Origin of the sequence: Bosea vaviloviae (assembly GCF_001741865.1) — a bacterium.
Lineage (GTDB): Bacteria > Pseudomonadota > Alphaproteobacteria > Rhizobiales > Beijerinckiaceae > Allobosea > Allobosea vaviloviae.
This window is the reverse complement of record NZ_CP017147.1, coordinates 609,908-633,815: the sequence shown is the minus strand read 5'-3', so window position 1 is coordinate 633,815 and position 23,908 is coordinate 609,908. Positions and strand designations below refer to the sequence as shown.

At 66.2% G+C, this 23,908-nt stretch carries 24 protein-coding genes; 11 read left to right on the top strand and 13 right to left on the bottom strand.

Annotation, left to right across the window (positions count from 1 at the left end; genetic code table 11):
* Window positions 1-128: 128 nt before the first annotated feature.
* Window positions 129-341, bottom strand: a complete 213-nt coding sequence (locus BHK69_RS31835) for a hypothetical protein (RefSeq protein ID WP_148663304.1) — start codon at window positions 339-341, stop codon at window positions 129-131.
* Window positions 342-608: 267 nt separating this feature from the next.
* On the opposite strand from BHK69_RS31835, the gene BHK69_RS03025 reads away from it, so the two are divergent.
* Window positions 609-1,220, top strand: coding sequence for a hypothetical protein (locus BHK69_RS03025; RefSeq protein WP_069688817.1), 612 nt, complete (start codon window positions 609-611; stop codon window positions 1,218-1,220).
* A gap of 165 nt (window positions 1,221-1,385) precedes the next feature.
* On the opposite strand, the gene BHK69_RS03020 is transcribed toward BHK69_RS03025, so the two are convergent.
* Both BHK69_RS03020 and BHK69_RS03015 read right to left on the bottom strand, forming a co-directional pair.
* Window positions 1,386-1,688: a hypothetical protein gene (locus BHK69_RS03020; protein WP_069688816.1), complete on the bottom strand. Its 303-nt coding sequence runs from the start codon at window positions 1,686-1,688 to the stop codon at window positions 1,386-1,388.
* A gap of 139 nt (window positions 1,689-1,827) precedes the next feature.
* The gene (locus tag BHK69_RS03015) at window positions 1,828-2,085 is read right to left on the bottom strand and encodes a hypothetical protein (protein ID WP_069688815.1); all 258 of its coding nucleotides are present in this window, start codon (window positions 2,083-2,085) and stop codon (window positions 1,828-1,830) included.
* Window positions 2,086-2,459: 374 nt separating this feature from the next.
* Between BHK69_RS03015 and BHK69_RS03010 the strand changes: the two genes are divergently transcribed.
* From BHK69_RS03010 to BHK69_RS02975, 8 genes are all read left to right on the top strand, one after another.
* The gene (locus BHK69_RS03010) at window positions 2,460-3,443 is read left to right on the top strand and encodes an NAD-dependent epimerase/dehydratase family protein (protein ID WP_069693327.1); all 984 of its coding nucleotides are present in this window, start codon (window positions 2,460-2,462) and stop codon (window positions 3,441-3,443) included.
* A 30-nt stretch (window positions 3,444-3,473) separates the two neighbouring features.
* Entirely contained in the window at window positions 3,474-4,235 is a 762-nt protein-coding gene (locus tag BHK69_RS03005; protein WP_069688814.1) for an SDR family oxidoreductase, read from the top strand.
* 36 nt (window positions 4,236-4,271) lie between these two features.
* Window positions 4,272-5,678: an FAD-dependent oxidoreductase gene (locus tag BHK69_RS03000; protein ID WP_069688813.1), complete on the top strand. Its 1,407-nt coding sequence runs from the start codon at window positions 4,272-4,274 to the stop codon at window positions 5,676-5,678.
* A 263-nt stretch (window positions 5,679-5,941) separates the two neighbouring features.
* Window positions 5,942-7,558 carry an ABC transporter substrate-binding protein gene (locus BHK69_RS02995; RefSeq protein ID WP_069693326.1) on the top strand — a complete coding sequence of 539 codons (1,617 nt, stop codon included), beginning with the start codon at window positions 5,942-5,944 and terminating at the stop codon, window positions 7,556-7,558.
* A 206-nt stretch (window positions 7,559-7,764) separates the two neighbouring features.
* Complete coding sequence (locus BHK69_RS02990; RefSeq protein ID WP_069688812.1) at window positions 7,765-8,796, top strand: ABC transporter permease; 1,032 nt, start codon at window positions 7,765-7,767, stop codon at window positions 8,794-8,796.
* 280 nt (window positions 8,797-9,076) lie between these two features.
* Window positions 9,077-9,925 carry an ABC transporter permease gene (locus BHK69_RS02985; RefSeq protein WP_069688811.1) on the top strand — a complete coding sequence of 283 codons (849 nt, stop codon included), beginning with the start codon at window positions 9,077-9,079 and terminating at the stop codon, window positions 9,923-9,925.
* 17 nt (window positions 9,926-9,942) lie between these two features.
* Window positions 9,943-11,673: a nickel ABC transporter ATP-binding protein NikE gene (gene nikE / locus BHK69_RS02980; RefSeq protein ID WP_069693325.1), complete on the top strand. Its 1,731-nt coding sequence runs from the start codon at window positions 9,943-9,945 to the stop codon at window positions 11,671-11,673.
* A gap of 184 nt (window positions 11,674-11,857) precedes the next feature.
* Window positions 11,858-12,166 carry a hypothetical protein gene (locus BHK69_RS02975; RefSeq protein WP_069688810.1) on the top strand — a complete coding sequence of 103 codons (309 nt, stop codon included), beginning with the start codon at window positions 11,858-11,860 and terminating at the stop codon, window positions 12,164-12,166.
* 50 nt (window positions 12,167-12,216) lie between these two features.
* Here BHK69_RS02975 and BHK69_RS02970 read toward each other — a convergent pair whose 3' ends face one another.
* The 9 genes from BHK69_RS02970 to BHK69_RS02930 all read right to left on the bottom strand — a co-directional run bounded on the left by BHK69_RS02970 (window position 12,217) and on the right by BHK69_RS02930 (window position 20,600).
* Window positions 12,217-12,564, bottom strand: a complete 348-nt coding sequence (locus BHK69_RS02970; protein ID WP_069688809.1) for a RidA family protein — start codon at window positions 12,562-12,564, stop codon at window positions 12,217-12,219.
* Between the two features lie 25 nt (window positions 12,565-12,589).
* Window positions 12,590-13,723, bottom strand: a complete 1,134-nt coding sequence (locus tag BHK69_RS02965) for an NAD(P)/FAD-dependent oxidoreductase (RefSeq protein WP_069688808.1) — start codon at window positions 13,721-13,723, stop codon at window positions 12,590-12,592.
* Window positions 13,720-15,177: an FAD-dependent oxidoreductase gene (locus tag BHK69_RS02960; RefSeq protein ID WP_069688807.1), complete on the bottom strand. Its 1,458-nt coding sequence runs from the start codon at window positions 15,175-15,177 to the stop codon at window positions 13,720-13,722. The genes BHK69_RS02965 and BHK69_RS02960 overlap by 4 nt, the downstream gene beginning before the upstream one ends.
* On the bottom strand, window positions 15,174-15,506 hold the full coding sequence (locus BHK69_RS02955; protein ID WP_244548382.1) for a (2Fe-2S)-binding protein: 333 nt from the start codon (window positions 15,504-15,506) through the stop codon (window positions 15,174-15,176). Before BHK69_RS02955 ends, BHK69_RS02960 begins: the two co-directional genes overlap by 4 nt.
* 4 nt (window positions 15,507-15,510) lie before the next feature.
* On the bottom strand, window positions 15,511-16,623 hold the full coding sequence (locus tag BHK69_RS02950) for an NAD(P)/FAD-dependent oxidoreductase (protein WP_069688805.1): 1,113 nt from the start codon (window positions 16,621-16,623) through the stop codon (window positions 15,511-15,513).
* 29 nt (window positions 16,624-16,652) lie between these two features.
* A complete protein-coding gene (locus tag BHK69_RS02945; protein WP_069688804.1) occupies window positions 16,653-17,453 on the bottom strand; it encodes an ABC transporter permease in 801 nt (266 codons plus the stop codon).
* A gap of 13 nt (window positions 17,454-17,466) precedes the next feature.
* Window positions 17,467-18,333 carry an ABC transporter permease gene (locus BHK69_RS02940; RefSeq protein WP_069688803.1) on the bottom strand — a complete coding sequence of 289 codons (867 nt, stop codon included), beginning with the start codon at window positions 18,331-18,333 and terminating at the stop codon, window positions 17,467-17,469.
* Entirely contained in the window at window positions 18,330-19,385 is a 1,056-nt protein-coding gene (locus BHK69_RS02935; RefSeq protein WP_069688802.1) for an ABC transporter ATP-binding protein, read from the bottom strand. Before BHK69_RS02935 ends, BHK69_RS02940 begins: the two co-directional genes overlap by 4 nt.
* 177 nt (window positions 19,386-19,562) lie before the next feature.
* Window positions 19,563-20,600 (bottom strand): ABC transporter substrate-binding protein, encoded by a 1,038-nt coding sequence (locus BHK69_RS02930; protein WP_069688801.1) that lies wholly within the window; start codon window positions 20,598-20,600, stop codon window positions 19,563-19,565.
* A gap of 122 nt (window positions 20,601-20,722) precedes the next feature.
* On the opposite strand from BHK69_RS02930, the gene BHK69_RS02925 reads away from it, so the two are divergent.
* A complete protein-coding gene (locus BHK69_RS02925) occupies window positions 20,723-21,667 on the top strand; it encodes a LysR substrate-binding domain-containing protein (RefSeq protein ID WP_069688800.1) in 945 nt (314 codons plus the stop codon).
* A 31-nt stretch (window positions 21,668-21,698) separates the two neighbouring features.
* Here BHK69_RS02925 and BHK69_RS02920 read toward each other — a convergent pair whose 3' ends face one another.
* A complete protein-coding gene (locus tag BHK69_RS02920; RefSeq protein ID WP_069688799.1) occupies window positions 21,699-22,595 on the bottom strand; it encodes a LysR substrate-binding domain-containing protein in 897 nt (298 codons plus the stop codon).
* A gap of 83 nt (window positions 22,596-22,678) precedes the next feature.
* On the opposite strand from BHK69_RS02920, the gene BHK69_RS02915 reads away from it, so the two are divergent.
* On the top strand, window positions 22,679-23,908 hold the full coding sequence (locus tag BHK69_RS02915) for a PLP-dependent lyase/thiolase (RefSeq protein ID WP_069688798.1): 1,230 nt from the start codon (window positions 22,679-22,681) through the stop codon (window positions 23,906-23,908).

The window sequence follows — 23,908 nt, the reverse complement described above, 5'->3', positions numbered from 1 at the left end:
AGAGGAGAGTGGGCTCAGATCGCGTCGCCTTCGGACGGAAACGCCCGAATGCGACGAACGTGATCGATTCTAAAAGCTTAGAGCATTGCTCACGCGAAAAGCCGGTGCCCAGTTTTTCGCGCAATGCTCTAAAGGTTGCGCTCGTTCAGCGCCTTCTGGCCATGTTCGGTGACGAGCCAGCGCCCGCCGAGCGGCTCGACGAGGCCGCGATCCTTTAGCACGACCAGCATGTCATCGTCGAAGATGAAATGGGTGGTCTGCTCGTCGATGCTCTCGAGGGCGATCCATTCCGGGTCCGACATTACGCCAGGGCGGGTGATCTGGAGGTGCTGTGTTTGCATGAGCGTCTCCTTCTCGATTGGGATGGATGATTGCTCGATTGGGATGGACGATGCTGAATCCCATTCAATCTTGGCGCTGTCATGACCGGGTGCCGTCCGAAACAAGCCTTTGCCGGCAAGGCTTTGCGCGCGGGCCCGCGCCACGTGTAAGGGGCTCGCGAAGGGCGGAAACGGGCGTCGATGCGACGCGTGCTTTCCGCCGGGCGGAACTCTCGCATCGCTGCTTCGTTCATTGAACTTGGATCTGTGTATGGAAGGAGGTTCGCAATGGCGACCATGAACAAGTTTCCGCCCGACACGCCGAAAGGCTGGGACGAAGCCGGTGACGAGATCGACAATGCGACCAACGGCCTGCGTGCCAAGGCCGCCGATGTCGCCGACAAGGCGACGGAGACGGTCAAGGGGGGCTACTACCGTGCCAAGGACGCCTTGACGGATATCGATCCGGTCGAGACCGCCCGCGAGGGCGGCCAGGCGGTGATACGCGTGGTCGAGCGCAATCCCGTCGTCGCGTTCGGGCTGGGCGCGCTGGGCATCGGATTGATCGCCTGGGCGAGCCTGCGCTCACCTCCCGCGTCGCGCTGGGAGCGCTACCAGCCCGATTTCGATAGGCTGCGTGGCCTGCTCGGTGATTACGGCAAGGACGCAGCCAAGTCAGGCGAGGGCGCGCTGAAGAGCAGCCAGCAATGGCTGAACGCCCATAGTGGCGATGCGCGCGACTATGCCGGCTATGGCGGCCGGATGATCGCGCAGCGGGCTCAGAAGGAGCCGATCGCAGCGATGTTAGGGATCGGGTTAGCGGTCTATGCGCTCGGATCATTGCTGGGCTCGTCGAGCGAGGCGGCTCCCGCGCGCAAACGGCCCGCACCGAAGCGCTGACGGACCCAGCCCTTTAGTTTTGTCGCGTTTCCTTCACGCGACCCGGCGTCCACTTCGCTCGAAAACGCTCGAGCCACGAAAAACCCCGCAGCCTTTCGGCCGCGGGGTTTTGTTTTTGACATCGACAAGCCTGTCAGATCAGACGGGCTCGTCGGTGTTCAGCTATCAATACCAGCCGTAACCACGGCGGCCGTAGTAACCGCGGCCGTAATAGGAGCGGTTGTCAGCGGCGATGAGCGCACCGCCGATGACGCCGGCGGCGACGCCGGCCGCAACAGCGCTGCCGGCTTCGTTCGAAGCGCGACGGTTCTCGGTGAAGTTGGCCGAGCGGCACTGCTGATAGGCGCGGGTGCCGGGGCGGAAGCCCTGCGACTCGCAGGTGATTTCGGCATCAGCCAGTGATTCCTGCCGCGTCTGGCAGCCAGCAAGTACGGCGGCCAGCGCGCCAACGATGAGAAGGGTACGCATCAATTTTTCCTTTTCAGCCTCCCAATGGAGCAAGGACTTAAAATACACACGCCGTTGCAGGTCAAGAACAACCGCGCCTGTTGGTTTAAGCAGTCTCGATCGTCATGGGAATACTCGGTCGCCTTGGGCGCGCCATTGTTTAGCCGACCTTGCGCCCAGGTTTCTCCACGACCTTGCCCGAACGGGCAAGCGTAGCGATTTCCAGCGCCGGCATGCCGGATTTCTCGGCGATGGCGCGGTCCTGCTCCATGATGGCGTCGCGCGCCGGCTCGTCGCCGTCGAGGCCGCCGAGGAGTGCGGTCGGCACCCGTCGGTTGGAGCGGCGCGAGCCGTCGGTATAGACGACGTCGAACATCACGAATTCGGCATCGAGCGGCTTCGATTTCTTGCGGGCCATGATGGGGGTCCTTTCGGAAAATGGACGGGCCGCGCGATGCGGCGGCTAAAGTGCCAATGTCTGAAACCGTCTCTCACCGAAGGTGAAAGCTGATCTATGCGAAAAACCGGTTCCCACTTTTCGCATCCTGCTCCAGGCGTGGCGGCGGGTGGCGCGCTGCCTCTGCAGGTGTCGCGCGACGCCTAGACCATGGTTCGCGCCGATGCAATGCGACATGCCGGCCCGGTTCTGCGGCGGGCGCGGCCGGGATGGGCGAAATTTTCGCCGCCGCGCCGAAGATGCGGGCATGATCGGGACCGGTCACGCTTGTGGGCGGCACGGTTGAAGGCTTAGGTCGGCCGCCGTCGCGTGCAAGCTGTGTGAAGGGGCGTTTCTTGAGAATCCTGGTCTTTGGCGGTGTCGGTTTCGTCGGGCTCAACATCGCGGAGGCGATGTTGATGAAAGGCGACGACGTTGTTGTGTTCGACCGCATGGCGTTGCCTGCTGCCACCCGGAAGGCTTTTTCCCGGCTGCCGGGGCGCTTGACCGCTATCCAGGGGGACGTCACCGACAAGATGGCGATTGCCGAGGTGGTGCAGCCCGGCGTGGACGTCGTCATCATGGGCGCTGCGATCACCGCCGGCGCGGCGCGCGATGCACGCGACCCGGAGACGATCCTGCAGGTCAATCTGCTTGCTCAGGTGCCGATCCTGGAGGCGGCGCGGGCTGCGGGTGTCCGGCGCATCGTCAATCTGAGTTCGGCCGCTGCTTATGGGGTGGCCGGAGAGCGCTATCAGGAGCTCGACGAGGAGACGCCGGGCGATCCGGTCAGCCTCTATGCGATCAGCAAATGGGCGAGCGAGCGCGTCGGCGGGCGGCTGGCCGATCTCTGGGGGCTCGATCTGGTCTCCTTGCGGCTCAGCGGCGTCTTCGGCCCCTGGGAGCGTGCGACGGGCGTGCGCGACACACTGAGCCCGCAAAGCCAGATCCTCGCTGCTGCTGGGAAGGACGAGCCCGCGATCCTGCCCCGACCAGGCCTGCGCGACTGGATCTACGCGCCCGATCTCGCCGAGGCGGTGCGGATCCTGGCGGGCGCGCCAGCCTTGCGTCATCGGCTCTACAACATTTCGACGGCGCGGCGCTTCGCGGCCCTGGAGTGGGGGCAGGCGCTGGCAGCCAATTTTCCCGGTTTCATCTGCCGCCTGGCTGAGCCCGGCGAGGCGGCAACGATCGACCTGCACGGGCCGGGCGACCGCGCGCCGCTGTCCACTTTGCGGATGAGCGAGGAATTCGGCTGGGAGGCCGCAACCGGTGTAGCGGAGTCAGCGAATGCACTGGCCGCCTGGTGGTGGATGCATGGCCGGGGGCTTGGGCGGTGAAGGGATTTGGACGATGAAGGAGCTCGGGCGATGAAGCTTGGGGGAAAGGTCGCTCTGCTGACCGGCGCCGGCTCGGGCATCGGGCAGGCGAGCGCGCTGCTCTTTGCTCGCGAAGGCGCTTGCGTCGCAGTCGTCGATCGCGATGCCGAGGCTGCGCAGGCGGCGGTGGCGCTGATCATCGAGGCCGGTGGGCAGGCTTGCGCTCATATCGGCGATGTCGGCTTGCCGGGCTTCGCCGATGGCGTCGCGGAACAGGTCCTCGCGCGCTTCGGCCGTATCGACGTTCTGGTGACGGCCGCCGGCTTTTCCTGCGGCGGCACGGTGACGACGACCACGCCCGAGGATTGGGACGCCGTCTTCCGCGCCAATGTCGGCGGCACCTTCCTCTTCGCCAAGGCTGTGATCCCGGCGATGCAGCGGCGGGGTGGCGGTGCGATCGTGACCTTCGCCTCGCAGCTGGCTCTGGCCGGCGGGCGCGGCAACAGCGCCTATATCGCGGCCAAGGGGGCGATCCTCAGCCTGACCCGGACGATGGCGCTGGACTATGCCGGAGACGGCATCCGCGTGAACGCGATCGCTCCAGGCGCGATCGACACGCCGATGCTGCGGCGCAGTTTTGCCCGCCATGCCGAACCCGAGCCGCTGCGCGAGGCCTCGCGCAACCGCCATGCGATGAAGCGCTTCGGCCGCGCCGAGGAGGTGGCGCAAGCCGCGCTCTATCTCGCCAGCGAGGCCTCCTCGTTCAGCACCGGGACGACGCTGGTGGTCGATGGCGGCTGGCTTGCCGCGTGACCGGTTTCCGGCATGATCACTGCATGGGATGTTGCCATGAAGCATGACGGATTATCGGTTCTCGAGAGCCGCATCGCCGCCGATCTCGCCCGCACCGCCCATCCCAGCGCGCCCTGGCTCGAGCCGGTTCCGGGGCCGGACGGCAAGCCGGCCTATGACGTGATCGTGGTCGGGGGCGGCCAGTCGGGGCTGGCGACAGCCTTCGGCCTGCAGCGCTCGCAAGTCACCAACATCCTGGTGCTCGACAAGGCGGCTGCGGGGCAGGAAGGGCCATGGCGCTCCTATGCGCGCATGCATACGTTGCGCAGCCCGAAGGATTTCACCGGCCCCGATCTCGATGTGCCGAGCCTGACCTACCAATCCTGGCACGAAGCCAAATTCGGTCTCGAAAGCTGGGATGAGCTGGCGTTGATCTCGAAAGGACACTGGGCGGATTATCTTGGTTGGTTTCGCCATGTCGTCGGCATCCCCGTCCGCAACGAGGCGGAGGTGGTCGATATCGCCCCCGCCGGCGGGCTGCTGGCCGTGACGCTAAGCAGCGGCGGCAAGGCCGAGACGCTGCATGCCCGCAAGATCGTGCTCGCAACCGGGCAGGAGAGCCTGGGCGACTGGACCATGCCGGCGCCGCTGATGGCGCTGCCGGCCTCACGCAGCGCGCATTGCGCCGAGCCGATCGATTTCGCCGCGCTTGCGGGCAAGCGCGTCGCGGTGATCGGGGCCGGCGCGTCGGCTTTCGACAATGCCGCGACAGCGCTGGAGGCCGGGGCGGCGCAGGTGCATCTGCTCTGCCGCCGGCCCGAGGCGCAAGTGATCCAGCCCTATCGCTGGCTGACCTTTCGCGGTTTCCTTCGCCATCTCAGCGACCTCGACGATGCCTGGCGCTGGCGTTTCATGAGCGCCGTCCTGGCGCTGCGGGAGGGGTTTCCGCAAGCGACCTATGACCGCTGCGCCCGCCACGACGCCTTTTCCCTGCATCTCGGCGCGCCTGCTCTGAGCGCGATCGACGGGCCTGGCGGTGTCGAGATCGCGACGCCGCAAGGCTCGCTCACGGTCGATTTCGTCATCGCTGCGGCCGGTATCGAGATCGACCTCTCCGTGCGGCCGGAGCTTGCGGGCTTTGCCGGCAACATCGCCTCCTGGGCGGACCGCTATGCGCCGCCGACGGCCGAGCGTGACGAGCGGCTCGGCCGCTTCCCCTATCTCGGCGATGATTACGCGCTGACCGAGCGCGTACCGGGCGCGACGCCCTGGATCGGCGACATCCATCTCTTCACCATTGCCTCGACGATGAGCTTCGGAGCGTCCGGTTCCTCGATCAACGCGATGACCACGGCGGTGCCCAAGCTCGTCTCGGGCATCACGCGCGGGCTGTTTCGCGCCGATGTCGAGCTGCACTGGGCCTCGTTCCAGGCCTATGACGTGCCGCAAGCCGTGCTGCGGTGATCCTTTCTCGGATGGAAGGGAAAGGATGCTTCCCGCCTCGGGCGGGAGGAGAGATGATGCACTGTATGGCACCACGCTTGCATCCGGTTCCGCGAGAGCAGGATGCGAAAAAGTGGGCACCGGTTTTTCGCATAGAATCCTGCTCTCACTCCTGGATGAGAGACGGATTGAGATTTCAGATGGGATCATTCTGTGATCCCATCTGAAATCATCCGGCTCTAGGAACCAACCTGATGACTGCGCCGATGAAGAGGGAAACGACCATGACGATCGTGCGGACGGGCTGGCTTGCAGCCGCGCTCTTGACCTCGACAGCTCTCCTGGCCTCGCCGGCGCTGGCCCAGACACGTGCCGAGACGCTGCGCCATGTCACCGGCGCGGCCATCAACACGCTCGATCCCAACATTCCAGGCTCGACCCGTGAGGCCTTCGGCCTGAGCCTCCTGACTTATGACCGGCTGCTCTCCTTCGGCAGGAAGCAGATCAACGGCAAATGGGTGTTCGATCTCGACAGCATCCGCGGCGAATTGGCCGAGAGCTACACGGTCAGCCCCGACGGGCTGAAGATCAGCTTCAATCTGCGCAAGGACGCCAAGTTCCACGACGGAACGCCGGTGACGGCCGAGGATGTGAAATGGTCGCTCGACCGTGAGGTCAGCGCCAATGTCCTGGGCAAGGGCCAGTTGCTGACCGGCTCGCTGACCAGCCCGGATCAGTTCAAGATCATCGACGCCCACACCTTCGAGGTCACGCTGCCCAAGCCCGACAAGCTGGCCTTGGCGAACCTTGCCGTGGTCTATCCCGTGATCATCAATTCGAAGCTGGCGAAGTCGCATGCGACGGCTGAGGACCCCTGGGCGCTGAACTGGCTCAAGGACAACACTGCCGGCTCCGGCGCCTACATCATCGAAAGCTACAAGCCGGGCGAGACCACGATCCTGCGCCGCAATCCGGACTGGAATCGCGGCTCGGCCGACAAACCGGCGAGCTTCAAGCGCATCATCACCCAGACCGTGCCGGAAGCCGCCACGCGCGCCAATCTGGTCGAGAAGGGCGATGCCGACATCGTCATCGACCTGCAGGCGACCGACGCCGCCGACTTGGAGAAGAAGGGCAAGCTCAAGGTCGTCTCGACGCCTCAGTACAATTCGATCACCTTCGTTTCGTTCAACAACCAGATGCCGCCCTTCGACAAGATCGAGGTCCGGCGCGCCATCGCTGCGGCGCTGCCCTATGACGACATGTTCAAGGCGGCCCTGTTCGGACGCGGGGCGCCGCTCTATGGCGCGAGCTGGCCGGATGGCAAGGCCCCGACCGGCGAGGTCTTCCCGATCCCGCAGCCGCTGAAGACGGACCTCGCCGAGGCCAAGAAGCAGCTTGCGGCGGCCGGCCTGCCCGATGGCTTCTCGACCACCTTCTCCTTCAATGTCGGCCAGGCCGGCACGGCCGAGCCGATGGCGGCGCTGCTCAAGGAATCGCTGGGGAAGGTCGGCATCAAGGTCGATATCCAGAAGCTGCCGGACGCGCAGATGTCGACGCTGATCAATGAGAAGAAGCTGCCGTTCTTCACCGAGGGCATCGTCGCCTGGCTGCCCTCGATGGATTACTTCTACCGCAACTTCTATATCGGCCCGATCCGCTGGAACTACGCCTCGCTCGACGACGCCAAGATCACGGAATGGGCGCAGGCCGCCCGCTTCGAGGCCGACAAGGCGAAATACGCGGCCCTGGGCAAGGATCTGAACACGCGCCATTTCGAACTGATGCCGCAGATACCGCTCTGGCAGCCGGCACAGGACGCGGTGATGGCAAGTTCGATCGACGGCTATGTCTACCAGTTCCACCGGCAGATCGATTTCCGCGATCTGAGCCGGAAGTGAGGCCGTGGAGCGGACAGCTTCCAGCCGTCATGGTCGGGCTTGTCCCGACCATCCACGTCTTTGCTTGTCGAGCGCTATGATGACGACGTGGATGCTCGCCACAGGGGCGAGCATGACGGGTGGGAGGTCGTGTTTCCACGGGTTCCGGGCTCGACCCTTTGGGCCGCCCCGGAATAACGGCGCGGTTCTGCAGGGCGTTTCCTGACATGTCGCAACTCTCCATCACGGCCAAGCGCGCGGGCTGGCGGTTCGCCTCGTCCCTGCCGGCGCTGTTTGGCGTGCTCGTCTTCACCTTCCTGCTGATGCGGGTTCTGCCGGGCGATCCGGCGGTGTTCTTTGCCTCGGGCCCGACGGCGGGCAAGGAGGAGATCGAGACGATCCGCAAGCAGATGGGGCTCGACAAGCCGGTGCCCGAGCAGCTCCTGCGCTATCTCGGCGATATCGGCACGGGCAATCTCGGGCGCTCGCTGACCACGGGCCAGCCGGTGCTGAGCGATCTGAAGTCGCGGCTGCCGGCCTCGCTCGAGCTCACCTTCTCAGCGCTGTTGATCGCGCTGGTCACGGCGGTGCCGCTCGGCGTCGCGGCCGCGCTGAGGCAAGGTTCGGGCATCGATCATATCGTGCGCTTCATCTGCGCGCTCGGCGTCTGCGTGCCGACCTTCGTTTCCGGGCTCTTGCTGATCTATGTTTTCTACTACCTGCTCGGCTTCGCGCCCGATCCGACCGGGCGGGTCGACATCTTCACTTCGCCGCCACCCTTGGTGACGGGCTTCCTGCTGATCGATTTCGCGCTAGCCGGCGATTGGGAGGGCTGGCGCGCGGCCGCGAGCCAGCTCGTGCTGCCCGCCTTCACCATGGCGCTTTTCGTGGTCGCGCCGCTGGCGCGGATCACGCGCGCGGCGATGCTGGCCTCGCTCGGCAGCGATTTCGTCCGCACGGCGCGCTCGCTTGGCCTGTCGCGGCGCAAGGTCATCGTCACCTACGCCCTGCGCAACGCGCTTCTGCCGGTGCTGACCATTGCCGGCATCGTGTTCTCGACCATGCTGGGCGCGAATGTGCTGGTCGAGAAGGTGTTCTCCTGGCCGGGCGTCGCGTCCTATGCGCTCGACGCGCTGCTCTCCTCGGACTATGCGCCGGTACAGGGTTTCGTGCTGCTGATGGCGTCGATCTTCGTCCTGGTGAACCTGACGGTGGACGTGCTCTACGGCATCGCCGATCCCAGAGTGTCGGTGGAATGATGGCTTGCGCCCATACCTGTCTTTCCGGGGCATCGCCCTCGGGTCCGACCTTCGGTCGGCCCAAGGATAAACTCCGCGATGAACCCGGAACCCATGACCGGGCGCGACCATTCCGTCATTGCGAGCGGAGCGAAGCAATCCAGGCGGGCGTAGAGCGCTGTCACCCCTGGATTGCTTCGTCGCTGACGCTCCTCGCAATGACGGCGAGCTGCGACACACCCAGTCGTGGGTTCCGGGTTCGCGCCTTCGGCGCGCCCCGAAATGACGGAGGAGCGAACCCATGACCTCCGCCACGCTGCGCCACACCGTCTGGATCCTGCGCGGCAACCCGGTCACGGCGTTCGCCGCGGCGGGCGCCTTCGCGCTCTGCGTGCTCGCCGTCATCGGGCCGTGGATCGTGCCTTTTGACCCGATCGCGTCCGACGTGCCCAACGCGCTGCTGCCGCCGAGCGCGAAATACTGGGCCGGCACCGACCAGCTCGGCCGTGACGTCTTCAGCCGCTTGATCGTGGCGGCGGGGCTGGATCTCGCGATCGCAGCTTCGGCGGTGACGCTCTCCTTCGTCATCGGGGCGGTGATCGGGGCGCTGTGCGGTTATAGCGGGGGCCGGCTCGACCGCTATGTCGGGCGCTTCGTCGATGTGCTGATGGCGTTTCCGCTGTTCGTGCTCGCCATGGCGATGGTGGCGGCGCTCGGCAACCGGGTCGAGAACATCGTCATCGCGACCGCGATCATCAACCTGCCTTTCTATATCCGCTTCGCCCGCGCCGAGGTGAATGTCCGGCGCAACGCTGGCTGGGTCGAGGCGGCGCGCGCCTGCGGCGACAGCCATGTCTCGGTCGTGCTGCGCTTCCTCTTGCCCAATGTGCTGCCGGCAATGGCGGTGCAGGTCTCGCTCAATCTCGGCTGGGCGATCCTGAACGCCGCAGGGCTTTCCTTCATCGGGCTCGGGGTCAAGCCGCCGACGCCGGAATGGGGCATCATGGTCGCCGAGGGCGCACGCTTCATCTCGACCGGGAAATGGTGGCTCGTCGCGTTTCCGGGATTGGCGCTGATGCTGACCGTGCTCTGCTTCAACCTGCTGGGCGACGGGCTGCGCGACATCCTCGACCCACGCATGCGGACTTAAAGGCGATGGACGCCATGATCAGCGAGCCCTTGCTCGCCATCGACGATCTGCATGTGCGTTTCTCGACCCGTAGCGGAATCGTCGAGGCGGTGCGCGGCGTCAGCCTCTCCGTTGCCGCCGGCGAGACGCTGGGCATCGTCGGCGAGAGCGGCTCGGGCAAATCTGTGACGGCGTTCGCGATCACGCGATTGCTCGACGCGGCGGGGCGCATCTCGCAAGGCAGCATCCGCTTCAAGGGGCAGGACATCAGCAAGGCCTCGTCGAAGCAATTGCGCTCCCTGCATGGCGCGGCGATCTCGATGATCTTCCAGAACCCGCGCGGCGCACTGAACCCGATCCGCAGCGTCGGCCGGCAGATCGCGGATGCGATCATGGCGCATGAGCCCATCTCGGCGAGCGAGGGGCGGGCGCGGGCGCTCGACCTGCTCAAGGCGGTGCTGATCCGCGATCCGGAAAAGCGGCTCGACGCCTACCCGCACGAACTCTCGGGCGGCATGTGCCAACGCGTGATGATCGCGATGGCGATCGCCTGCGAGCCGGCCCTGCTGATCGCCGATGAGCCGACGACGGGGCTCGACGTCACCACGCAGAAGACGGTGATGGACCTCGTCGCCCGCATCACGGCGCAGCGTGGCATGGCGATGATCCTGATCACGCATGATCTCGGCCTCGCCTCGCGCTATTGCCAGCGTGCTGTGGTGATGGAACGGGGCCAGGTCGTCGAACAGGCCGCGCCTGCGATGCTCTTCAGCGCGCCGCAGCACCCCTATACCAAGCGCCTCGTCGCCGCTTCGCCGACCGCGACCTCGACCATCGCCGATTTGGCGCCTTCGTCATTGCGAGGAGGCGCAGCCGACGAAGCAATCCAGGAGAGCGGCGCGAGCCCCCCTGGATTGCTTCGCTCCGCTCGCAATGACGGGACCGTCGCGGCTAGCAAGCCGCCGCCCGGCACGCCGCTGCTGCTTGAAGTCCAGAAGCTGGTGAAGCGCTATGATGGCGGCGTCACGGCGGTCGACGACGTCTCCTTCAATATCGCGGCTGGCGAGAGTCTGGGCCTGGTCGGGGAATCGGGCTCGGGCAAGAGCACGATCTCGCGCATGATCTGCCGATTGATCGACCCGAGCCAAGGCGAGATTTTGTTCGATGGCCGCGCGATCGGTTCGCTGCCGGCGCGCGATTTCCATCGCAGCGAATTCCGCAGGGATATCCAGATCGTCTTTCAGGATCCGACAGACAGCCTCAATCCGCGCTTCAATGCGTTCGATTGCATCGCCCATCCATTGCGCCGCCTGCTCGGCATGAAGAATGGGTCGGCGCTGGCGGGGCGGGTCAGCGAATGCGCCGAGCGCGCCGGTTTGCCGAGCGAATTGCTGGAGCGCTTTCCGCACCAGCTCTCGGGCGGCCAGAAGGCGCGCGTCGGCATCGCGCGCGCCATCGCCTGCCGGCCGCGCCTGCTCGTGCTCGACGAGCCGACGGCGGCTCTCGATGTCTCGGTCCAGGCAGTGATCCTGCAACTGCTCGACCGTTTGCGTCGCGAGGACGGGCTGGCGCTGCTCTTCGTCAGCCATGACCTCAACGTGGTCAGGATGATGTGCGAGCGCACCGTAGTGCTGCAAAACGGGCGTGTGGTCGAGCAGGGCGAAAGCCGCATGGTGTTCAGCGCGCCCGCGACGGCTTATGCGCGCGAACTGCTCGATGCCGTGCTGCATCTCGGTGGCCCGACCGCGCGCATGCCGGAGCCCGCGTGAGGCAGACGGCCAATTTTCCGAAGTCGGGCCTTGAAAATACGGCAATAGCGGGGATCATGGCGGCGGGCGCATCGTAGCGCTGCTGCTTTTTTATTTTAACGCGTTTTCTCCAGGCAAACGCTTCGCGTTTGTCGCGGGGGAATCGGTGTCCACTTCGCTTGAAAACGCTCTAAGGATCGGCCCGATGCTGCGTTCCCTCCTGCTTTTGCCCCTGCTCGCGCTCTCGGCCTGCGTGCTTCCGAACTCGCGCTCGAATACCGTGGTCGTCACGGACGCCAAAAGCGTCGTCGCGAACTGCAAGAAGCTCGGCGAGCTTGAAGGCGCATCGCCATTGGGCAAGGTGCTGCTCAGGGACCAGGCGCGCGATGCGGCATTGGCGCGGTTGAAGGCCGGCGGCGCCGAGCTCGGCGCGACCCATGTCGAGTCGTCCGTCGCCGACATCAAGTGGAAAGGCCCGAGTACGGCGGGCACTGCGTATAAGTGCGGAACATGAGACAAAGCGCCTCCGCCTGAAGGCGGAGGCGCGTGGTTTGAAATGCTCGATCAGCCCTTGGCGGCGGTGACCACGACCTCGATTAGCGTGGTGCCGCCGAGATCGGCGACGCCGACCGTGGCGCGGGTCGGCAAACCTTCGCCGAAGAAGGCGGTCCAGACCGGGTCCATCTCCTTCTTCATCGACAGGTCCGTGACGAAGATCGTCGCGGCGACGATCGCTGTCCGGTCGAGGCCGATCTCGCCGAGATAGCCCTCGATCTTGGTCAGGATGTTGTGGGTCTGCGGGCCCATCGACTGGGTCGTGTCATCGGCGGTGGTGCCGCCGACGAAGACCAGCCCCCCGGTCTGGACGACGCGGTTCTGGATTGGCGTGCGGATGGAACGGGTGATCGTCATGGTTTTTCTCCTGGTTGAAAAGAGGTTAGTGCACGGCTGAGGCTGTGAATCGGGCGATGTCGAGCCCGTCGATGGGCACGTTGCTGTGGCCGGTCGCGATGATCTCGGCCATCACGGCGCCGGCGCCCGGCCCGAGCTGGAAGCCATGAGCGGAGAAGCCGAACTGGTGATAGACGCCCTCATGCCTGGCGCTTGGGCCGAAGCAGGGCAGATCGTCGGGCATACGCGCCTCGATTCCAGCCCAGGCGCGCAGGATCGGCGCCCCGCGCATGATCGGGAACAGATCCCAGACCGTCTTCGCGTTGGTCGCGAGCTTGCCCCAGTCGAGGATCGTCCTGTTCTCGTCGCGGATGGCGCGGCCGAGATAGCCGCCGCCGATCAGGACGGTGCCGTTGCCGAATTGCTTGAAGGAGAGCTTTCGGCCGCGCAGGATGACGACCGGCTTGATGAAGGCCGGCATCGGCGCGGTGATCATCAGCATCGGTGCGATCACCTCCAGCGGCACGGGCTCACCGAGATCAGCGGCGATGCGGTCGGCCCAGGCGCCGGCGGCGTTGACGATGCGGGGGCTGAGGAAATCACCGGCATCGGTGACGACGCGCCAGTTTGCGCCGTCGCGCTCGACCTTCGTGACCTTCACTCCCTCGCGGATCGTCGCCCCCATTTCGGCGGCCTTGCGCTTGAAGGCCTGCGTCGCGCGCAGCGGAATGGCGGCGCCGTCGCGGCGCGAGATCACGCCGCCGGGGCAGGTCTCGGAGACGGCTGGGACGATCTCGCGCAGCTCCCTGGCGTCGATCATTTCCTCATGATGGAAACCGCGCAGGTTGAGATCCTCGACGCGGGCGCGGCAACCGGCGAGATCGGCGTCGTTTTCCGCGACCAGCACCTGGCCGTCCGAGGTGAAGCCGCAATCATCGTCGATGAGCGCGGCGATGCCATGCCAGATCGCCATCGAGGTGTTGGAGAGCGGTATTTCCGCGACATGGCGCGCGAGCTGGCGCACGCCGCCGGCATTGACGCCAGAAGCATGGCGGCCGGCATGGTCCTTCTCGATCAGGATGACCGAGAAGCCGCGCAAGGCACAGTGCAGCGCGGTCGAGCAGCCATGGATGCCGCCGCCGATGACGATGACATCGGCGCTGCGGCGCTCTGCGCTCACCGAACCACCGCTTTGACGGCGGCCTCGCTCTGCGGCAGCGAGGCGAGCTCGGCCAGCGTCACCGGCTTCACCGGCGGGCGCAGGCGGTAATAACCGACCTCGGCGGGAGTCGTGCCGCGCGCCTCTGCGATCAGCTCGACGACGGTCGGCCCGCACAGCCGCCCCTGGCAGGGACCCATGCCGCAACGCAGAAAAGCCTTCATCTGGTTGGGGCCGGTGACGCCAAGCCGTTTAGCGGCATCGCGCACCTGCCCGGCCGTGACCTCCTCGCAACGGCAGATGATGGTGTCGTCCACGATGGGTGCGAGGAATTGTGCGGCCGGCTTGTAGAGCAAATCGAGAAAGCGGCGGCCGCGCAGCGTGCGCCCGAGCGCCGCTCGGATAGGCGCCGCCTGATCGTCGCGCTCCGGGATGGTGATCCGGCCAAGCCGCCTGGCCGTGTCGAGCGCGGCGACCTCGCCGCGCAGCGCCGCGCTCTCGGCCCCGCCGATGCCGGCACCGTCGCCCGCGATCGCGATGCCTGGGACGGAAGAGGCGAACCAGTCGTCGAGCTGCGGCACCCAGCAATGCTGGACCGGATCGAAATCATGCGCGCAGCCGGCGGCATTGGAGAGATTGACGCTCGGGATGACGCCCTGATGCAGCAGGAGCGTGTCGCAGGCGAGGCTCTCGGAGGCGCCGCCGCGCTCGAAGCGGATGGCGGAGAGCCGATCCGAGCCTTCGACTGCGAGGCTGGTGACGCCACCAAGGAAGCGCAGGCTGCGGCGAGCCTTGGCCATCAGCTTGAGCCCCTTGGCGAGATAGGGCGAACGCAGGAAGTCGGGCAGCGCCGCGAGCGCGGCGCGCCAGTTGCGCCGGGGCGTGGTGTCGAGGACGGCGACGATCTCGGCGCCGGCAGCGGCGAGCTGACCCGCCAGGAGATAGAGCAGCGGCCCGCAGCCGGCGATCACGGTGCGGCCCTTGGGGACGATCGCCGAGCTCTTCAGCGCGATCTGCGCCGCGCCCGCGGTCATCACGCCGGGCAAGGTCCAGCCCGGGATCGGGAAGGGCCGCTCTTGCGCGCCGGTCGCCAGAATGACCTGCCCGGCGCTGATCAGCCGGGCGCGGCCATCGAGCGAAAGGCCGATTTCGAAGGGCGATGCATCCGACTCCACGTCGGGGGCGATCGACCAGACGGTGCAGCGCGCGGCATAGGCGGCTGCCGAACGTTTGAGGCGGGCGACGATGTCCCGGCCGCGCCAGTAATCCGCGCCGAGCACGGCGCGGTCGGAGACCGGCGTCGTCGTGATCGAACGGTAGATCTGGCCGCCCGGCGCCGGGTTCTCGTCGACGAGCAGCACGGCAAGGCCGAGCTCGCTCGCGCGTGCCGCGGCCGAGAGGCCGGCCGGACCTGCGCCGACGATGGCGAGGTCGTAATGCTCGGCGAGCTGGTCGATGTCTGTGAGGGGCTTCATCCTTGCGTCTCCTCGGGCTGACGCCGGCCATGCTGGGTTTCGATCGTCATGCCGTCGCGCAGCGGCACCATGCAGCCCTGGCGATTGCCGACGCCGTCGATGACCACGAGGCATTCGAAGCAGACGCCCATCAGGCAATAGGGCGCGCGCGGCGCGCCGGAGACAGGGGTCTCGCGGCAGACTGTGACACCGTTCGCCAGCAGGGAGGCCGCGACCGTGTCGCCGTCGCGGCCAATCAGCCGGCGGCCGTCGAAGCTGAAGCTGAGCGTGGCGGCGCTATGGGCACCGCGGCCAGTCTTGGCGTCACGATCCGTCCTTGTTTCAGACATGGGCCTAAACATGGAACCTCCGTGCGGAAAAGCTGGCGACCGCATCCGGCAGCACGCCGGAGAGAATGGCGGGGGCAAGCGTCAGGACATGGTTGGCGGCCAGCGTCACGCCGGAATGGCAGGTGACGACGAAGGCGCCCGGGCAGCTCAGCGACTGGTCGTAGATCGGGAAGCCGTCAGGGCTCATCACGCGCAGCGCCGACCAGGTCCTGACCACGTTGAGTCCGGCGAGGCGCGGGAACATCCTGACTGCGCGCTCGGCCATGACCGAGAGAATCGGCTGGCCGACGACGGTGTCGAAGCCGCGATCCTCCTGGCTGTCGCCGATCATGACGCCGCCCTCATCGGTCTGGCGGACCGTCACCATCGGGTTGTGCAGGAAGGGCGCGGTCTTCTCGGTGACGATGATCTGGCCCTTGCTCGGCTTCACCGGCGCGTCGAGGCCGACCATGGGCGCGAGCCGGGCATTGCCGAGCCCGGCTGCGAGCACGACCTTGGCCGTGGCGATCTCGCCCCAGGGCCCATTGATGCGGAAGCCGCCATCGCGCGGCGTGATGCTCTCGACCGGGCAGTTGGGCCGGTAATCGACGCCGCGACGCGTCGTCGCCTCGCGCAACGCCCTGAACAGCTTGAGCGAGTTCACATGGCCGTCGAGCGGGGAGTAGATCGCGCCGACCACATCCTTGCCGATATCGGGCAGACGCCGTTTCGTCTCGGCGTGGTCGAGGACTTCATAGGGGAAGTCGGTCAGCGTCGTCTGATTGTGCAGGCGATGCATCGCATCGACGCGCTTCCCGAGCTCGTCCTGTGACAGGCAGAGCATGAAGCCGCCGGGTTGGCTGTGGGCGACGTCGATACCGGTCTCTTCACCGAGGATCGTCGCAAGCCCGTGCCAGTCATCGGCCGAACGGCGCGACCACATCGCGTATTCCGGCATGCCGAAGCCTTTCGACTGCACCCAGACCAGCGCGAAATTGCCGCGCGAGGCCCGAAACGCCGCGTCGCCTTCGTCGAGCATGGTGACGCGCGCGCCGCTGCGGGCGAGCCCCAGCGCGATCGCGCCGCCGACCACGCCGCCGCCGATGACGACGACGTCAGGTTCCGTGTGATTGCTCATGGACGAGTGCTCTTGGACGACACGCTGCTTCAGCCTTTTCCGGTTCCGACGAACAGCCGGTCGAGCCCGAAAAGCCGGTCGAGCGCGATCAGGAGACCGGCGGTGAGGGCGATCAGGCAGGCCGAGACGGCTGCGATGAGAGGATCGATATTGTCCTGGATGTAGAGGAACATCCGGACGGGCAAGGTCACGGTTGCGGGCGAAGCGATGAAGACGGTCATCGTCACCTCGTCGAAGGAGTTGATCGCGGCCAGCAGCCAGCCCGAGACCACGCCGGGCAGGATCAAGGGCAGCGTCACCCTGCGGAACACCGTGGCATGGCCGGCGCCGAGCGAGACCGCCGCATGCTCGATGCGCTGGTCGATGCCGTAGGAGGCGGCGAGCACGAGCCTGAGCGCGAAGGGCAGCACCACGATGATGTGGCTCAGCACCAGCCCGAGGAAGGTGCCGGACAGCCCGATCTGCGTGAAGAAGCGCAGGAAGGCGATGCCGAGCACGACATGGGGCACCATCAAGGGCGACATGAACAGCGTGGTCAGAGCCTCGCGCCCGGGAAAGCGGTGGCGGGCGATGGCGAGCGCGGCGGGCACGGCAAGCATGATCGCGACCGTCGAGGACAGGGCCGCGAGCCAGAGCGAGTCGCGGAAGGCGCGGATGAATTCGGGATAGTCGAAGATAGCCTTGAACCAGCGCAGGCTCGGGCCGCGCGTCGGCAGCGAGAGATAGCCCTCCGGCGTGAAGGCGACGACGCAGACGATCAGCAGCGGCGCCAGCATGAAGATGACGAAGAGCGCATGGAAGCAGAGCGCGAGCGGGCCGTTCTTCCTCATTTGAAGATCCTGCTCATTCGAACACCTGTGCATAGCGGCGTTCGATCAGCCGGTTGGAGCCGACGGTGATGGCGACGAGGGCGGCGAGCAGCAGCACGGCGACGGCCGCGCCGAGCGGCCAGTTCAGTGTGTTCAGGAACTCGTCATAGGCGAGCGTGGCTGCGACCTTGAGCCGGCGGCCGCCGATGATCGCGGGCGAGGCGAAGGCGCTCGCCGCCAGCGAGAAGACGATGATGGCGCCAGACAGCATGCCCGGCACGATCTGCGGCAGGATCACGCGCCGCCAGATCGTGATCCGGCTCGCACCGAGCGAGAGCGCGGCGTTCTCGATCTGCGGGTCGAGCCGCTGCAGCGAGGCCCAGACGGCGAGGATCATGAAGGGGATCAGCACATGGACCAGCACGACGATCACGCCGGTCTCGGTGAACATGAAGGCGAGCGGCTCCTTGATCAGGCCGAGCCCGATCAGCCCCTGGTTCACCAGCCCGGTCGAGCCGAGCAGCAGGGCCCAGCCGAGCGTGCGCGCGACGACTGAGACCAGCAGCGGGCCGATGACGACGAGCAGGAAGGCGCTGCGCCAGGCGGGGGCCATTCGGTTGAGGATATAGGCCTCGGGCACGCCGATGAGCATGGTCGCCAGCGTGACCAGGATGGCGATCCGGAAGGTGCGCAGGAAGATCTCGAAGAAATAGGAATCCGTGAAGATCTCGTGGAAGTTCTTCAGCGTGAACTCCGGCACGATGCCCTTGTACTGGCCCCAGTCGTAGAAGGAGAGCAGCACGGTCATCGCTAGCGGAATGACGACGAGGCCGAGGAAGACGAGCAGGGCCGGTCCCGTCAGCCAATAGGGCGTGGCGCGTTGCGAGAGGGCGCGATTCATCGCGCGTCCCCCGCCGCATCCCCTGCCGCAAGCAGCGCGGCGTCCGAGGTAGTGAAGCTCAGCCTCACGGCCTCGCCCTCGGCCGGGACGGTGTGGCCGTCATTATGGCGCATCAGGATGAGTGGGCCAGCTGTGCTGTCGGCCGTCAGCAGCCAATGCGCGCCCTGGAAGACGCGGCTTGTGACGCGTGCCTCGAAACCGGGCGTGCCTGCCGCGGCCAGGCTGAGCCGCTCCGGCCGGACCGCGAGCTGGACCGGGCCTGCGCCTGCGCCTGCGATCGGCAGCGAGAAGGCGCCGATGCTGACCGCGCCGCTGCCGTCGCCCGTGCCGCGCAGCACGTTGGTCTTACCGAGGAAGCTCGCAACGAAGGTGCTGGCAGGCTTGCCGTAGACGGCGTCGGGCGCGCCGATCTGCTCGACGCGGCCCTGGTTCATCAGCACGATCCGATCCGACAATGCCATCGCCTCGTGCTGGTCATGGGTGACGAGGATCGTCGTCGTACCGATCGAGCGCTGGATCTGGCGCAACTCGCTCTGCATCTCCTCGCGCAGCTTGGCGTCGAGATTGGAGAGGGGCTCGTCGAGCAGGAGCAGGGCCGGCTTGATCACAAGCGCGCGGGCGAGTGCGACGCGCTGCTGCTGCCCGCCCGACATGCGCCTTGGGTAGCGATCGGCGAAGCCCTTCAGCCCGACCAGCGCCATCGCCTCCAGCGTGCGCGCCTCGCGCTCGGCCTTGTCGATCCCGCGCATCTCGAGCCCGAAGGCGATATTCTGCGCCACCGTCATATGCGGGAACAGCGCATAGCTCTGGAAGACGATGCCGAGCCCGCGCTTATTGGGCGGCACGGCGACGAGATCGCCGCCATCGAGCAGGATGCGGCCCCGGTCGACGGACACGAAGCCGGCGATCATCTGCAAGGTCGTGGTCTTGCCGCAGCCGGAGGGGCCGAGCAGCGAGACGAACTCTCCGCGCTCGACCGAAAGGTCGAGCCCTTCGACGGCGACGGCGCTGCCGTAGGACTTGCCCAGCCCTTCGAGAACGAGATGCGACATGTGTTTTGAATCGCTTTTTTCTTGAGCGCGGGCGTCATGGTCGGGCCTGCCCCGACCATCTCGTGCGGTTTGGGCGAATGCCCATGTCACGAGATTCTCGGGTCGCCGCGGAGTTTGTCCTTGGGCCGATCGAAGATCGGACCCGAGGGCGGCACCCGAGAATGACGGCTTCGTGGCTTACCGCTCAACCTCGCGGTTCCAGCGCTTGGTCCACTCCTCGCGCTTGGCGTTGGCGATGTCCCAGTCGACCGCCTTGAGCTTCTTCACGTCCTCGCCATAGGGCAGGCCCTTCTGCTCCGCGGTCGTCAACGTCACCGTGGTGTTGGCCGGGCCGAAGCCGGCTCCGGTCGCCATCACCTTCTGGATCGGCGGCGAGAGCATGAACTGGATGAAGGCGTTGGCCTCGGCCGCGTTCTTGGAGCCCTCGATCGGGCAGGCGGCAACGCCGAGCGCATAGCCGCCTTCCTTGGGATAGACGAACTCGACCGGGAAGCCGGTGTCGGCGAAGGCCTTGACGCGGCCCGAACCCCAGACGCCGAGCACGGCCTGCCCGTTCTGGAAGAGCTCGGTCATCTTCGCCGGCGAGGGCTCATAGGCGACGATGTTCGGGTTGATCTCGTCCTTGAAGGCCTTGAAGCCGGCCTCGATATTGCTCTCGCCGCCGCCACCGAGCTGCGCGAAGGCGATGAGGGCGTGCAGGCCGTAGGTGTTGTTGATCGGCGGTACGACGATCTTCTTGCCGTAGGTCTTGGCCTTGAGATCGTTCCAGGAGGTGGGCGCCGGCCATTTGTTCTCGTCGAAAATCTTCTTGTTGTAGAACAGGCCGGTGCCGACGAGGCCGAGCCCCACGCCCTTGTTCGACTTGAACTTCATCACCGGCGCGACGTCCTTGTAGACGGGGCCGTCGGTCAGCGTGCCGCAGAAGCCGAGCGCCACAGCCTGATAGGCCGGGCCGTCATCGACGATGGCGACGTCGATCTGCTGGTTGCCCTTCTGGGCCTGCAGCTTGGCCAGCGTATCGGTGGAGTTGCCGGCGACGTATTCGATCTTGACGTTGGCCTGTTTCTCGAAGGCCGGAATGACCTCCTTGCGCATCGTCTGCTCATAGGAGCCGCCATAGCCGGCGACGAACATTGTCTTCTGCTGCGCCAAGGCCGCGCCGGACGTGGCGAGCGCCGTGGTGGTCATCAACAGTCCTACCCAAGCGAATTTCATAGACCCCTCCTCATTTTTTGAGTGATGGCGAAAGGGTCTGCGACAGTTTCGACTTGGTCAAATCGAATGATTCGTTCAATCCATGCCGAAATGTTATGGTTTGCGGAGAGCAAGGTCATCACATGCTAAATCCGCGCCAGATCGAGGCTTTCCGCACTGTGATCGTCACGGGCGGCGTGACCGCGGCGGCGCGAGCGCTCCACATCACCCAACCGGCGGTGACGCGGTTGATCCATGATCTGCAATACGCGCTTGGCCTGCGTCTGTTCGAGCGGCGCGGCACGCGCCTGGTCCCGACCAATGAGGCGCTCTCGCTCTATCGCGAGGTCGAGCGCCAGTTCGTCGGCCTGGAGCGTATCGAGAGCGCGGCGAAGAATCTGCGCGAAGGCCGCTCCGGGCGGCTACGGATCGCGGCGCTGCCGACCTTCAATGTCGGATTCCTGCAGCATATCGTCGGCGCTTTCCTCAAGGAAAAACCCGAGATCGAGCTATCCATCTATGGCAGTATTTCGTCGCAGGTCGTCGAGTGGGTCGCGAGCGGTTTCTGCGATGTCGGCTTCGCACAGGGGCCGCTCGACTTCCCCAATATCGACGTCGAATGGCTGCCGCTGGTGCAGAGCGTGGCGGTCATTCCGGCGGGTCACAGGCTGGCGGCAAAGGCTGTGCTGGAGCCGCTGGACTTCGTCGACGAGCCCTTCGTCTCGCTCGAACAATCGACACAGACGCGCTATCGGATCGACGCGATATTCGCGACCGCGGGTGTGACCCGCTTGACGCGGGTCGAGACGCCTCTGTCGATGATCGCGTGTTCGCTGGTGGCGGCCGGTGCGGGGCTCTCGATCGTCGATCCGTTCACAGCGGCCGAGTACGACGGACGCGGTATCGTCGTGCGCCCTTTCGCGCCGGCGTTGAAATACGATATCGGCGTGGTCTGGGCGACCGGGCGCTTGCGCTCGGCGCTGGCGCTGGAGCTCGCCGACAAGGTCCGCATGGCGATTGCCGAACTCGCGCGCGATGCCGATGCCGGTTTTGCGAACCTGCCGCCCTCGAGTTCGCCCGCGTCCTGACCTGGGACGCTCCGCGCCATGCTGCGCGCGGTCATTCCGGCAATTCGTATTGCCGCAACTCGTCGCGGACGATCTGCAGGAAGCCGTCGACGAGGACATTGGCCTGGTGATGCGTCGGAAACAGCGCATTGCCCTCGAAGACGATCGCGGGCTTGAACGGGCGGAATGTGATCCCGGTATGCCGATAGTCGTCGGCGACGATCGGGTTGACGATGCCGATACCGAGGCCCTGCCCGACAAGCGCGCAGATCGTCGCTCCGAAGGGGGATTCCAGCGCGAGCTGGCGCTTGACGCCCAGCCGCTCGAAGACGCGGTCGACGCGCGCCCGGGCGCCGTCCTCCAGCGCCAGCGAGATGAAGGATTCGCCCTCCAGATCCTCGGGGACGATGATCTCGCGGCTTGCCAGCCTGTGCCCCGGCGGCAGCGCGCAATAGCCCGGCAGGCTGTAGAGATGGCGGACCTCGATCGAGGGCGAACCGACGATGTTGGCGACGAAGCCGATGTCGCAGTAATGCGAGGACGACCAGCGCGTCACCGTCGCCTCGCTGCGCATCTGCAGTGAGATCGTCACATTCGGATAGCGCTCCTTGAAGATGCGGATGCAGCGCGGCACGAAGCCCAGCGCCACCGCCGGCATCGCCGCGATGCGCAGTCGCCCGGTGCCGAAGAAGCGGATGTCCTTGGCGGCTTGCGCCAGGTTCTCCAGGCCAAGGAAGCTGCGCTCGACCTCGCGGTAGAAGGTCAGCCCCTCGTCGGTCGGCGTCAGGCGGCCGGCCTTGCGCTCGAACAGCCGCAACTCGATCGAGGCTTCGAGTTCGGCGATCAAGCGGCTGATGCTGGGTTGCGAGGTGTGCAATTCCTGCGCGGCCGCCGTCATCGAGCCACGCAGCATGATGAGGCGAAAAGCCTCGATTTGCCTCAGGTTCATGCAAGACCTCATATCAGAAATGAATAGGAACCCGAAAAAATGAGATTTGACCAGATGGGGATGGGCCTCAATAATTTTTTCCCATGGTCATGCCCTCAGCCCAAGCCCTGGCCCCAATCCGCAATCCGCGTTTGACGGGCCTCGCCTGTCTGCGCTGCGATCTGGGTTTGCCGGTCGCGACGCATGAGGGTGGCTGTCCGCGCTGTGCGCGCGACGGGCACGCCTCCAATCTGCGCCTGGTCTATGCGCCGGATGAAGGGTCACAGGCGACAAGGATCGCGCTGCCGTTTCCCGAGGCGCTTTCGCTGGGCGAGGGCGGGACGCCCTTGGTCGAGGTTCCGGAGCTTGCCGCGGCTGTCGGTGTCGGCCGGCTGTCGCTGAAGCTCGAATGGTGCAACCCGACCGGCTCGCATAAGGACCGGATGAGCGCGCAATTGCTGGCGCGGGCACAGGATTGCGGCGCGCGGCTGGTCGTCGCCGCGTCCAGCGGCAATGGCGGCTTGTCGGTCGCAGCCTATGCGGCGCGCGCCGGCCTCGCCGCCGAGGTCGCGGCGACGGATGACCTGCCGCCCTCCTATCGCCGGGCGATCAGCGCCCATGGCGCTGGCATCATGAGCGTCGGCGACAGCCTGGAGCGCTGGCGCCATCTCGCCATCCGCGTGGCGGAAGGAGCGTTCGCCGCGACCAATTATCATCTGCCGGCGGTCGGGACCGACCCGTTCGGGGTCGAGGGATATAAGACGGTCGCAGCCGAGATCGCCGCCTCCGCCATGCCCGATCTCGTCGTCGTTCCCTGCTCGCGCGGCGATCTGCTCTCGGGCCTGTCGTTCGGCTTTGCGGAGATCGGGCGCGGCATGCCGAGGCTGGTGGCGGCCGAGCCCTTCCCGCGGCTTTCGCGGGTGATGGTGGGCGAGGATTATCGCGGCGACTTCGCCGGCGAGACCGCGCAATTCTCGATCGCCGGGAGCACCGTCACCTGGCAGGCCGTCCAGGCCTTGCGGGGCAGTAGCGGCTGCGCCGTCCCAGTCGGCGACGATGCGGCGCGCGCGGCTGGCGCAAGACTTGCGGCGATCGGCTTCCACGCCGAGCTCTCGGCGGCGGCGGCTCTCGCCGCGCTCGTCGAACTGGCGCAGGACGGCTCGCTTGCCGGGCGCCACGCCGTGCTGGTCCTGACCGGATCGGGCTTCAGGGATTTGACTGAGATGGCGGACGAAGAGGTGGGCCTCCGCGATGCGGGTGGCGCGGCGAGCCGGCCTCAGTCGGAACGGAATCAACAACAGGCCAAATGGCCCGATCAGAGGGATAACGGATGA